Origin of the sequence: Cytobacillus stercorigallinarum, assembly GCF_014836495.1 — a bacterium.
Taxonomy (GTDB): domain Bacteria; phylum Bacillota; class Bacilli; order Bacillales; family Cytobacillaceae; genus Cytobacillus; species Cytobacillus stercorigallinarum.
This window is the reverse complement of record NZ_JACSQT010000003.1, coordinates 219,678-232,717: the sequence shown is the minus strand read 5'-3', so window position 1 is coordinate 232,717 and position 13,040 is coordinate 219,678. Positions and strand designations below refer to the sequence as shown.

Here is a 13,040-nt window from a genome sequence, read left to right as displayed (position 1 = left end):
TGTAAAGAAATGGAGTTTGTAAAGAAATGGTGAGAGAATGGAACCTATTGCGTACAATAGCTTGTCTAAGTGTTGTGTTCCTGCATAGTTCAACACAAATTGGTAGGTCTTTCGGATATCCTAGTATAGAAAATATGTACTTTCTAAGAGTGCTCTTAACTTATGCCACTCCTACCTTTATAGTTTTATCAGAAATTATTTTAGCAAATAGATATAAGGATAAGATACCGCCCAATTTTTTCACAAAACGAATAAAGCTAATTATATTACCATTCATTGCTTTTGCTATTATAGATGCATTAGTAGTGAACTATATGTCGGAAAGTGGTATAAACATCTTAGCTAAGATTCAAAGTAATTTAATGGGTAATTTTATAGGTTATTTTATTTTAATTATCTTTCAATTTTACATTTTACATTATCTGATAGTAAAATTCAGGATTTCGGTTTTGAAATTATTGCCCTGGAGTATCTTAATTATGGTGGCGCACTTATATATCTTAAATAGTGAAATTCCATTTGTAGTTGAGAACAGAGCTATGTTGAAATTGCCTTTTACTGCTTGGTTTGGTTATTTTACTGTTGCGTTTCTAATAGGGGCTTACTATGAAAAAATTATAGGTTTCTTGAAAACATATAAATGGATTCCGACAATTGCATTAACTTATGTAATCATACTTATTTTAATTGGATTCGAAGGCGGTTATAACCAAGTTGATTCTAGAAGACTAGATATTTTCCCACTATCTATAGCAATAAGCTTGACGATATTAGCTTGGGGGCAACTACTTCCGAACATAAATATAGTAAATAAAATTAGTAACTATTCATTAGGTATTTATCTTGTTCATTGGCAAGTACAAAGGATTTTTACGCCTTACTTGACAGAGAGTATACCTAATTTATCACCATATGTTTTGGTTGTAATATTATTTTTATTCTCTGTTGCTTTCTCAATGGTGCTCATAAAATTGATTTCGTTCCTACCCTTTGGAAAATATATAATAGGGAATACAAAACGAAAGTTTGATAAAAGTAAAACAACTCCTCAATTGAATTAATTTGGGGAGTTGTTTTACTTATTAATGAGTGAATGAATATATTTAGCTATTTCTTTACTGGAATTTCCGTTTGAATATTGATTCCATTCTTGTTTGAATTTCTTTACTTCATCTATATTAAAGTCACTTTCAATTATTGTTGAGATTATTTTTGAAGTAGATGAAACTACTGGCCCAGGAACTAATTGATGATAATCCTCCCAAAAGCCTCTTTCATTTTTATATTTGTCAAAATCATATGGATAGAAAATCATGGGCTTTTCTAAGATAGAATACTCGAAAGGCAATGATGAGTAATCAGTAATTAGAATATCAGTAATAAAGAGCAAGTCATTGGTGTTAGACATTTTTGAGAAATCATAGACAAAATGACTACAACTTTTAGGTATGTCAACACCTTGTTTAATTGCAGGATGTAATTTAAGTAATAAAATATACCCTCTTGTTGCAAGTTCTGTAGTCATCAATTCCAAATCAAGGTTTAGCTCAAAATTTTCAAGATCCTCGTTTCGATACGTAGGTGCATATAAAAGAATCTTCTTTCCGCGTAAATGTGGGAACTTACGGTATAACTGCTCTTTTTTTTCCTCTATGAGTACCTGATTATAAAAGATATCAGTTCGAGGAATACCAGATTTAATAAATCTTGAATCATCTAATCCAAAAGCCTTTTTGAATATTTCTTGCATCTTATCTGAACCAACGATAATCTTATGAAATTGATTGTAGACTTTATGAAATCGATTCATTGCTGCAGGTGTTCGTGTGTTGTTTCCGGGATCTAATAAACCGAATTTTTTTATAGCTCCATTTGCATGCCAAAGTTGGATGCAAGTTACATCCTTTTTAAACTTGATTGCGGATAAGAAGCCAAAATAATTATCTACAAAGATTACTTTAGATGTAGCTAAGTGAAATATCCCTTTTATAAATTGGAAAGGTGACCGCAAGTTAAATAATAAAATATCTGTATGAGCATCTTTATATTGTGTAAGGTAGTTAATGAAGTCTTTCCTTGTTAAAAAAATAGTGCGACAAGTATAATCTTGTCGCTTTTGTTCATTATATATATTAATATTATTCTCTAAAAAGGAAGTGACATAAACAACTTTATTTTGCACAGGAAATAGTTTAAAGAGTTGGAAAAGTAAACGAAAAGTAAATAAATAAAAGAATATTAGAAGTTCTCTAATCATCACTTTACTTTAAAGAGATCTTGTTTTATTTGTGAGGTAGAGATACCAACCGTTCTTGGTAAATAAATTACGTCACAATATTCATTTAGATAATCAAATTTCCCTTCCCAATCATCACCCATTACAAAGATGTCAATATTATGTTTAATTATGTCTTCTATTTTTTGTTCCCAGGTGTTCTCAGGGATTACTTTGTTAACATATCGAATAGATTCAAGAATCATTTTTCTGTTTTCATATGAGTGATATGCTTCTTTATTTTTTAATTTGTTAAATTCGTCGGAAGAAATAGCGACTGTTAAGTGGTCACCAAGGCTTTTAGCGCGTTTTAAAAGATTAATATGACCCCAGTGAAGTAGGTCGAATGTGCCGTATGTTATTACCTTTTTCATTAGAGTTACCTCCGAGTATTTGACATAAACTTTATATGGTTTGATAATATTTTCTATAGATGATACTCATTATTTTATTTTATGATATATAAATTTTTTTATCAAGTATTAGTAAGTATTACATAGAAGTGGCAAATGTTAATTAATTAAGTAATTGTTGAATAGCATTTAATATTCGTCTAAAATTGCTATTAGATAAAAATGGAGTATTTTTAAATGTTTACTGAAAGAAGGTTTTTACAATAAACACGAAAAACATGTTTGACTTTGCGAAAAAAGTTAAAAGAAAAGTTAGTCGTAAATTAAAAACTGAAAAGCAAAAGACAAAAGAGTATATTATCAATAATTTACTGAGTTATGGTGAATTAATGGACATAAAAGATGATGACTCAAAAATTGTTTTTAAAATAAAAGTTGAAAATAAGTTAGCTAATCATAAAAACATAAAACTTCTCTTTCATACAAAAGATGGTGAAGTATTCCAACAAATAGAAGGTATTAATCAAGAGAAACAGTCAAATGTCATTGAATTTATTATATCCAAAAGTGATATTTTGTTACCACCCAATAAGCGAACCTACCATGTTTCATTATTGATAGGAAAGAAAAAAATCAGGGTAAGGTTTTCGGATTGTTTCGTTCACAAAGATTTTCAGTACTTTTTAAGTAATTCCCATCTATTCTTACTTAGATGGGATAGGCACAATCGAGTTTTCTTCAAAATAAGTTATCTAAATGGAGAAATGGAATCTATATACGATATACCCAATACAATTGAATCGATTCGTTATGAAGAGAAGATCATTAAATTAAGTGGCTCTATTTATTTGAACTTCCTGGATGAAGAAATATTAAAAGAACAATTTTTCTTGGAAATAAGAAGACCTAACGGATATAGTGTAAAAACACCGATGAGTATAAATGGAAACCAATACACAGCAAATATTATACTGGAAAACACTTCTTTTTCTATAAAAGGAAAATGGAAGTTTTTTATTACAGTTAATCATGATACACAAAGTTTTCGCTTTCCTATGTACGTGCGAAATGAAAAAGCGAAAGAAAATACTGTTGAATTTTTTCTCCCTACCCATCGTGAAACGATGCATTTTCGTACTAAAGTAATCAACGGAAAAATATACGCTCATACAAGGTATTTATCTATCCGACCTAATAATATTTACTTTAAAAGAGAACAGAACATAGTAACTGTAACTCTGGAATTTACAAAAGATAAGATAGAAATCTTTAACGAGAGCGAGTCAGATATATTCTTACGTTTAAGGCAAAGGGATACAAATGAATTTACTAGCATTAAAATGGATAAAGAAGTAAAAGAAGACGTTTTAATGATATATACCAAATTGGATTATTCAATATTAGGTTATGATGCACTTGATAGACCAAGAAGATGGGATTTATTTATTGGTGTTGAAACAATTGAATCACAATATATTGATTTTCGGATTATTAATAATGTCATAAATAAAATTAAAAATTCGACAACTTATATTTTTGAGAATCAAAGGGATTGTTATTTCTTTGAATTCTACGGTACGAGGTATAATAAGCTTTCGTTAGTATATTCTCGTGCAAGGTTGAACAAATTTGTTAGCAAGTTCTATATGAAAGATCATCATTTTTATTTAGAAGGACAAATATATTTCGAATCGGAGTTCGTTAGAGAAAATATACAATATCACCCTTATATTGAATTAATTAATAGAAGAAATATGGAGGCTATCAGATATGAGGCCTCGGTTAAAAATGAGAGAGACTTCATCGTCTCCATTCCGATAAGTGAGTTCAAATCAATTGTGGATGAATTTAAAGAGATAATAGACTTTTATTTGATATTAGAAGGAGAATCGATTTTTCGGAAAGTGAAATTAGGATTAAGAGAGTATACGTATCACAAAGATAAAGTATTTCTTGATTTTATTTCAGAAGATGATACTCAAACGTATGAGTATAACTTAACTACTACTCCGAAAGGTAATATTAAATTTGAAAGCTTTATTTTTGAAAATAAGATCTATAAAGAAATGAAGACTATTTCTAAAACGCCCCAAAGTAATGAAATATGGCTTGTTGGGGAAAGGCCTGATACTGCTCAGGATAATGGCTATAGATTTTTTGAGTACTGCCGTAATCACTTTCCTGAGTTGCAGGTTTATTATGTAATTGATGGAAAATCCCCTGATATAGAGAAAGTTTCAGCATTCGGTAACGTCCTAGAAATAGGTAGCATTGAACACATTAAAAAGAGCTTACAGGCAAGTGCATTTATTGGTACTCATGATTTGGATTATATTCTTCCTTTTAAAGGAATAAAATATGAAAACTATAGAAAAGCAAAAAAAATCTTTTTGCAGCATGGTGTTTTAGGTAGAAAAAATGTTCCATATCATAAGGTTTACTATGAGTACCCTTTTGATTTATTCATTGTATCGTCTCAGGCAGAGAAGGATATGGTTATTGAGCAGTTTGGATATAATGAAGACGAAGTGGTAGTTACTGGGTTGGCTAGATTCGATAAATTACAAGAGAATCATCACCCAAAAAGAGAAATCTTACTTATTCCTACATGGAGAGAATGGATTAATAGTGAAGATAATTTAATCCAATCAAGTTACTTTGAAAAATACATGGGATTTATTCAATCGCAAGAATTATCATTAGTGCTTGAAAAATATAATTTAAGATTGAATTTCTATCCTCATTATAGAATGCAACAATATATTAAGGATCATGTTCCTATGAATAACAATAGGATTAAACTTGTAGAATTTGGAGAAAAAAGTGTTCAGGAGCTTTTGAAAGAAAATTCAATAATGGTTACAGATTACTCTTCAGTTTCCTTTGATTTTACTTTCTTAGGTAAGCCCGTAATCTATTTTCACTTTGATTCCGATTTATTTTTTGCAAATGGCATACTAAGACCAATAGAAGAAACTTTTCTAGGAGATATTGTTTCTTCACATGAAGAATTAGTCAATAAAATTGAAGAGGCAGTATTAAGGGATTTTAAAGAAAGGCCTGATATAATGACACGGAAATCTGATATATTTTCGGTGTTAGATAAAAATAATAATGAAAGAATTTTTAATTGCATTAACCATTTAAGAAAATAGTAAAGAGATGGGTCTTAAATAGGTATTAATGAATATTTAAAAAATAAATAAGATAAAAAAATTCCCCATCTAGTTTGTTTGGGAGGAAGATTCAGTGATTAGGAAGTTGTTAACAAAGGTTAAAAGACACCGTTGGATAAAAAAGGCTTATCAATTAGCTTTTAAAATAGTTGGTTTATTACCTAAGAAGAATAACCTAATCATTTTTGAAAGTTTTTTGGGTAAACAGTTTAGTTGTAATCCTCGTTCGATATACGAGTATCTAGAAGCAAATTATCCCGATTATGAAATGTATTGGAGCGTTGATCCTAGATACTCGGCTTCGTTTCAAAACAAAGGAGTTAAAACAATAAACCGTTTTTCTATACAGTGGCTCTTTAAAATGGCGAGGGCTAAATATTGGGTGTTTAATAGTAGAACACCTTCATGGATTCCGAAACCTAAGAATACAATATATTTACAGACATGGCACGGTACACCGTTAAAAAAACTTGCTGCTGATATGGAAGAAGTGCATATGCCTGGAACTGACACGGATCGTTATAAGCGAAATTTCTTAAATGAATCTGGAAAGTGGGATTATTTAATCTCTCCAAATCGGTATTCAACAGATATTTTTAGAAGCGCATTTGGATTTGATAAAGATATGATCGAATCTGGCTATCCAAGAAATGATTTTTTACTCTTAAATAATGGAAATGAAGCAGTTATTAATGGCATAAAAGAAAAATTAAAAATACCGCCTAACAAGAAAGTTATTTTATATGCACCGACTTGGAGAGATAATGAATATTATAGTGTGGGTAAATATAAATTTAACTTAAAATTAGATTTAGAAAAAATGAAAAAAGAATTAGGTAATCAGTACATTATATTAATGCGGATGCATTATTTAATTGCGGAAAATATGGATTTATCTATGTATGAAGGATTTGCAAAAGATGTATCCAGTTATGAGGATATAAGAGAGCTATATCTCATATCAGATATCTTGATTACGGATTATTCATCCGTGTTTTTTGATTATGGAAACTTGAAACGTCCAATGATATTCTTTACCTATGATATAGATAACTATAGGGATCAGTTAAGAGGGTTCTATTTTGATTTCGAAAAAGAAGCACCAGGCCCGTTAGTTAAAACAACTTCTGAAGTGTTAAAGGAAATTCGATTAATTGAAGAAGGTAAGATGTTAGATGAAAGTTTTGAACCGTTCTTTAATCGATTTTGTTATTTAGAGAAAGGGACTTCAAGTAGGCAAGTAGTAATGGAAGTTTTTAAGCGCTAAAAAGTAATGCATTAAAACAAACCCTAAAAATTTTGGGGTTTGTTTTTTATTGTTATAGATTATTTCATGATCTAATAAAATACCCAAATTAGATTAAAAGACAATGATTTTTGTCGATATAATAGTTGTTATTGTAATTGATTAAGTTAGTTAATCATATTTTGGGGAATTTAGGAGGTGTTTAACGGAGATAATTTCATATTTTTACAGTTTAATATAACTAAATCAGCTTAGTAGATAAATGACAATAGGATGTTATTTTAGTCTGTGTAATCTTTATATGTGGGGGAAACAGAAGTTGAAAAGTGTTCGCAAGTTGGCTATGTTAATGATGATTTTGTTATTAACATTTAATGGTGTTGTTAACTTTCAATACATAGCAAAGGCGCAAGAAAATACTATAGGTGAAGATTTAGTTTACGGTTTTATTTTTGGAGAATCAGTTGGAGCTCAAGTAAATGTTTATGAAAAGCCTGAAGTTGAGTCAGAGGTTAGTATTCAAATTGATGATGATACCAAAGTTAGAATTTTAGAACAGGAAGAGGAATTTTCTAAAATCGAACTACTAAATGAATCAAATCTGATTTCAAGTGTGAATAATATTGGTTATGTACAAAATCAGTATTTAGTAAAGGAAGAAGAAGCTGACATTTATCGTATTAATCGTTTAGATGGGGTAGACGATTCTACGGGTGCTCCAGAAATAGAAACTCCAGAAAATTCTTCTGAGGATTCTCCAGAAATAGAAACCCCAGAAAATCCTGATTTGAATTCTAAGGATACTCCTGAAGAGGATATTGAGAATAGTATTGATGATGATTTAATAAAGGATAGTGAAGAACCTATTCTTGAAGAAGAAGCTGAGTTAGAGGCAGAAGGTAGTATATTAGAAGAAGATTCACAAACAAATATTGATCAATCTGTTAATGAAAAAAACACAAAGGCTGATAATATTAATATACAAAGCCGGTTATCAACCTTCAGTTCTACAACCAACAAACTAGTTCAAGGGTTAGCCTTAAAAGAACCGACTTATGTATATGACTCTGCCAGTCAAAATGCCAAGTCATTAAAGCGTTACTCTCAAGGTAGCATTTTATATTATGAACACTATAATTCTAACTGGTATAGAACAGGTGTATATATTAATGGAATTAAGGTAGAATCTTTTATCAAAAAAAATGATGTAGAAACAATAAAAGAAAATACTTTAGTAACGGGTATTGCGAAATCTAATAAAACAAATGTGTATGAAAAGGCTGCAGACGGTTCAAAAGTAATTAAATCCTATTCAAGTGGATCTTTTCTACAGTTTAGAGCTTTTACTTCTGGTTGGTACTTAGCGACGGTATATGTAAATGGAGTTGCGAAAAAAGGATATATAAGGGCTAGTGATATTGAAGTAGGATCAACTGATGAAACAGTTATCAGTGGTATAGGAATGGCCTCCCCTACAAAAGTGTATCAAAAAACTTCAACCGGTTCTAAAGTGCTTAAATCATATAGCCAGGGTAATACCCTGATGTTTAAAAAGTTTGTTACTGGTTGGTATCAAACAAATGTATATGTTAATGGAAAATCTCAAAAGGGTTACATTAATGCTAATGATATAAGAATTCCAACAGAGAATAAAGTCAGTCATATTGGTGTGGGCCTAAAAGCGCCAACTAAAGTGTATAGCAATGCGTCAAATAATGCATCTGCACTAAAAGAATATTCATTAGGTAGTATCCTGCAGTATTCTACATTTATTGATGGTTGGTATTCCACCAATGTATATGTAAATGGTAAGAAACGCGCTGGTTTTATTAAACACGAAGATGTCGAAAACAGCACATCAACCCCTAAGTTAGTTTCACTTTATGCTGCAATTGACAAAGTTCACGTCTATACATCAGCTTCTAAGTCAGCTAAAGTTATAAAGTCATACAATAGTGGACATTTATTAAAAGTTAATACCTTTACTTCAAACTGGTACAAAGCAACTGTATATGTAAATGGGAAGAAATATACAGGCTACATCCACAAAGATGACCTCAGCACTGAAAAACCAGGTTATCTCAATCTTGATTTAAGAAAACCAGCAAAGCTGACTGTACAGGAGATCAAAGCGCTATTTGATCGTAAAGGTCATGGGGATAGTAAGTTAAAGGATTATGCTCAAGAGTTTATTAATGTCCAAAATAAATATGGGGTAAATGCAACTTACTTAGTAGCACATACCATTTTAGAGACTGGTTGGGGAAAGAAATCCAACTTATTCGATTATAAAAATAACTTATATGGATACGGGGCGTATGATGTTTGTCCGTTCACTTGCGGTTACTATTTTGATAGTGTAGAAGATAGTATTAGTAATGTAGCGTACCAAGTGAAATCGGATTATTTAACGCCTAATGGTAAATGGTACAATGGGCCAGATCTAGTTGGCATGAATGTGAAATATGCAACGGATAAAGATTGGCAAAATAAGATTGCTCGGTTAATGGAAGATTTACAGCCGTATGATGCGAAGTACTACTCTTCTACAAATGTTATAACGAGTAATGGTCCTGTACCATCAGGTAATTGGAGCAGGGATATTCCAGCAGGCAAGCCATATCCATCAGATGTTGTTAAAAACATGCCGGCTGGTACTACGGCAACAATTAACACCAATGCAAATTGGAGATCGTTCCCTTATGTGAATAATAATAGTAATGTCCTGGGCTCATTAAAAGTTTCAACTCAAGTGATTGTATTAGGATATAACACGGATGTAAAATCTAATGGCAGCTATCCTTATGATACAACTTGGTATCGCATTTCAGTTAATGGTAAACAGGGCTGGATTTACGGTGACTATTTAACCTTTACAAATGCAAAACAAGCAAAAGTTTTTACTTCTTCTTATGATTTACTACAGCAATTCAAATAATGACTATACCGAGGGATTTTTCCTCGGTTTTTTTCATTTTTCTAATAGAAAATCAATTTCAGAAGCACTTTTTTTGTACCTCTATAGTAAATTCCCAATTTCCTCACATACTAAAACCATAAAAATTCCACCAAAGGGTTGTTTATTTATGCTGAGGATTGAAAAGGGAAATCGGATGTTGTGGCTGATTATGGTTTTTTTGTTATTGCAGCCGGTGATTGATGTGCTTACATCTTTGTCTATTCGTTTGAATGATCAGGCATTTACGCTTGGTTTAGCGATGCGTTTTGGTTTCTTATTATTTATATGTGTTTACTTGTTATTTGCATCTTATGTAAGAAAGCCCGTGATTTTAGGGTATTTGTTGTTGTTTTGCTTGTTTGTTGTGTTATCGATTGGAGTTCAGTTTACGATGAAACCTGTTTTTATGTGGGGACCTGAGTTGAAATGGCTATTAAAAAATGTTTATTTTGTTGGCTGTTTTTTATTCTTTCTCGTGGTTTTTCGCAGAGGGTTTAGGATTTCTCCACTCTTTTATTTGATGTTAGCGGTGATTTTGACAGGGGCAATAATGACGGTAGCGGGGCTTTCTAATACTGCATTTGCTAGTTATGATTATTGGAAAAGTGGCCATGTTGGCTGGTTTTATGCTGGTAATGAGATTGGCGCCATTTTGGCTATGGGTTTACCAGTTGTATTATATTTTGCCTTAAAAGGCTCATGGTGGCTGATGGTAGGATTACTCATGGTAATGTATGGGTTGCTCGCTTTGGGGACGAAAGTAGGTTATGGGGCGATTTTGATTACATTGCTTATCGGGATCTGTACTTCTATTGTTCTTCGTTTGGTAAAAAGAGAATACATTCAAACATTCAAATTCGTTACGCTTAGCATTTTGTTTGTTGTTTTTATTCTTTTGACACCTTATACCCCAGTTGCCCATAACATGGAGCTACAACTTGATTGGCTAGGTGTTTCAAAAGAAGAAGGCGAAACGCCAGTGATGACAAGTGCACAACAGGATAACATCATCTATAGCGGTCGCGAAACTTATTGGGAAGATTATCAGGCTTATTTTCAAGCGGCACCATGGATGCAAAAACTTTTTGGCATGGGTTATGGTGGCAACTTTACGGATGAAGCGAAAACGATTGAGATGGATTTTTTAGACTTATTCTATTCATTAGGAATCATAGGGTTTAGTTTATATTTGCTGCCCTTTATCTATATGCTTTGGCAATTGATTAAACAAGTATTTCAAAATAGGAAGCAAATGATGGAATTAGAGGTTATTTTAGTACTCACTGGAATAGCGCTAGGTCTTGGGATTGCTTTTATCGCTGGGCATGTATTAACAGCGCCTGGTGTGAGTATATATTTAGCTGTATTGATGGCTTGGTTGACGTGTAGGATCCAATACGTGCAAGCTGAGAATTCTCTGAACTAAGAGTTCTCAGCTGCCAATTTCGAATGAACGCATTTTTAAAACAAACGTTTGATTGAATCTGTTACGTCCTTCTCTTCAGTGTCCTAGTCCATTCAGCGAACTTTTCCATTTCAGATATTCTTAATAATGTAGCCACTAGTATGGTGGCAATGATGGCAATGATGGTTGTCACTGATAATGACAGTAGTGCTGGTAAGTAGGTATGATAGAGCTTATGTAAGCCAAAAAGAACGCCAGTTACGAGTAAGAACATCGCGAGTACTTTCCCTTGGGAAAACAATAATTCCTTCATCTCTTGTCTCGGTATGCCTAAATCCTTCCGTAAAAAATACAGCAAAACAACGGTCTGAGAGACCATGCTGATAGAAGTAGCCAAGGCTACACCACCAATGCCCATTAACGGTGTTAAAATCAAACTAAAAATGATATTGACGATAATAGAGACGAGTGCAGCTATCATGGTCATTTTCTCATTTTGTAAGGCAATAAAAGAACGATTTAAAAATTCCTTTAATGCGATTGCGATCATACCAATTGTATAAAAGAAAAAAGCAATGGTCGTTAAACGAGTTGCCTCCGTATTGAATGCGCCTCTCTCATAAGCTACTTCAATCAATGTCCGACTTTCTATTAACATGACAGCACTAATAGGTATGCCTACTAAGCTAATAATCGTCATACCGCTAATAATCAGTGGAATAAGCTCTTTCTTATTCTCTGCAGCCGTATCAATAATGGATGGAAACAACACAGTGATAAAGGATAGGAGAATGATACTTAACGGCAAAAACATCAGCTTGTTCGCATAGTTTAAGGCCGAAACACTTCCATCTACCAATCCAGATGCAAAAAAACGATCAATGACTGTATTAAACTGAAAAGCAATGGACGTCATAATTAATGGCATAAAAGAAAAAAAGGTTCTTTTAATGAATGGAGAATAGGTTTTAAAATGAAAATTAAGTCGAATTACTTTATACTTCTTTATAAATGGGTATTGTACAAGAAATTGACTAATGGCTCCTAATAAAGTGGCAATGGCTACACCATATATTCCATAGAACTGTGAGAGTACGACAATACTAATGATAATTAGAATGTTTTGCGGAATGGCTCCCATCGCTGGTGGTGCGAATTCTTTTTCGTATTCTAAAATGCCAGTTGAAACGGCAGATAAAACATAGAAGCAGAAGCTTGGAAGCATGATTATCGTTAATACATTTGTGACATGCCATTGTTCTTTGGTAAACCCTGGTGCCATCCATTGGGTAACGATAGGGGTGATTAGAATGGCGATGATAGTAATCACTAATGCTACTATGAGGAATAAAGTCGTAAGTACCCCTACTACGTTTCGTGCTTCTAGTGAATGTCGTTTTTTTAATTCAGCATATAGAGGGATGATCCCTGTTGTAATCGACATGCCAACTGCTGAGAATAATAAAACAGGGATAATGGATGCTACAAAGTAAGCATCAGCCACTGTTGACGTACCGAAATAGGAGGCCATAAGCAATTCTCTTACAAAACCTAGAACCTTACTAATGATTGCAATACCTGTTATGAGTCCCGCAGCTTGGATAAGCTGTTTTTTCATCATGAATC

General features: G+C 32.4%; 7 protein-coding genes and 1 pseudogene. 5 read left to right on the top strand and 3 right to left on the bottom strand.

Translation table 11 applies throughout. From position 1 onward, the window contains the following. The first annotated feature begins 26 nt into the window (after positions 1 to 26). The gene (locus H9655_RS09145; RefSeq protein WP_191813179.1) at positions 27 to 1,061 is read left to right on the top strand and encodes an acyltransferase family protein; all 1,035 of its coding nucleotides are present in this window, start codon (positions 27 to 29) and stop codon (positions 1,059 to 1,061) included. Positions 1,062 to 1,075: 14 nt separating this feature from the next. Here the strand turns inward: H9655_RS09145 and H9655_RS09140 are convergent, their stop codons facing one another. Together H9655_RS09140 and tagD are read right to left on the bottom strand one after the other, a co-directional pair. After that, on the bottom strand, positions 1,076 to 2,182 hold the full coding sequence (locus H9655_RS09140; RefSeq protein WP_191813177.1) for a CDP-glycerol glycerophosphotransferase family protein: 1,107 nt from the start codon (positions 2,180 to 2,182) through the stop codon (positions 1,076 to 1,078). A 74-nt stretch (positions 2,183 to 2,256) separates the two neighbouring features. Continuing rightward, complete coding sequence (gene tagD, locus H9655_RS09135) at positions 2,257 to 2,649, bottom strand: glycerol-3-phosphate cytidylyltransferase (RefSeq protein WP_191813176.1); 393 nt, start codon at positions 2,647 to 2,649, stop codon at positions 2,257 to 2,259. Between the two features lie 257 nt (positions 2,650 to 2,906). Here tagD and H9655_RS09130 point away from each other — a divergent pair, with 257 nt between their 5' ends. The 4 genes and pseudogenes from H9655_RS09130 (at position 2,907) to H9655_RS09115 (ending at position 11,435) form a co-directional block, all read left to right on the top strand. Continuing rightward, positions 2,907 to 5,783, top strand: coding sequence for a CDP-glycerol glycerophosphotransferase family protein (locus H9655_RS09130; RefSeq protein ID WP_191813175.1), 2,877 nt, complete (start codon positions 2,907 to 2,909; stop codon positions 5,781 to 5,783). Positions 5,784 to 5,883: 100 nt separating this feature from the next. Continuing rightward, positions 5,884 to 7,071 (top strand): annotated as a pseudogene (locus H9655_RS09125) (CDP-glycerol glycerophosphotransferase family protein); the annotation flags it as partial. A gap of 298 nt (positions 7,072 to 7,369) precedes the next feature. Then, positions 7,370 to 9,988 (top strand): glucosaminidase domain-containing protein, encoded by a 2,619-nt coding sequence (locus H9655_RS09120; RefSeq protein ID WP_191813173.1) that lies wholly within the window; start codon positions 7,370 to 7,372, stop codon positions 9,986 to 9,988. A 148-nt stretch (positions 9,989 to 10,136) separates the two neighbouring features. Continuing rightward, a complete protein-coding gene (locus H9655_RS09115) occupies positions 10,137 to 11,435 on the top strand; it encodes an O-antigen ligase family protein (protein WP_191813172.1) in 1,299 nt (432 codons plus the stop codon). Between the two features lie 61 nt (positions 11,436 to 11,496). On the opposite strand, the gene murJ is transcribed toward H9655_RS09115, so the two are convergent. Then, a complete protein-coding gene (murJ, locus tag H9655_RS09110) occupies positions 11,497 to 13,032 on the bottom strand; it encodes a murein biosynthesis integral membrane protein MurJ (RefSeq protein WP_191813171.1) in 1,536 nt (511 codons plus the stop codon). Between the last annotated feature and the right edge of the window lie 8 nt (positions 13,033 to 13,040).

Excerpts from the sequence above, each read along its gene's own strand:
- H9655_RS09130 (WP_191813175.1), top strand. The coding sequence starts at position 2,907 with ATGTTTGACTTTGCGAAAAAAGTTAAAAGAAAAGTTAGTCGTAAATTA.
- H9655_RS09115 (WP_191813172.1), top strand. The coding sequence starts at position 10,137 with ATGCTGAGGATTGAAAAGGGAAATCGGATGTTGTGGCTGATTATGGTT.
- murJ (WP_191813171.1), bottom strand. The coding sequence starts at position 13,032 with ATGAAAAAACAGCTTATCCAAGCTGCGGGACTCATAACAGGTATTGCA.
- tagD (WP_191813176.1), bottom strand. The coding sequence starts at position 2,649 with ATGAAAAAGGTAATAACATACGGCACATTCGACCTACTTCACTGGGGT.
- H9655_RS09145 (WP_191813179.1), top strand. The coding sequence starts at position 27 with ATGGTGAGAGAATGGAACCTATTGCGTACAATAGCTTGTCTAAGTGTT.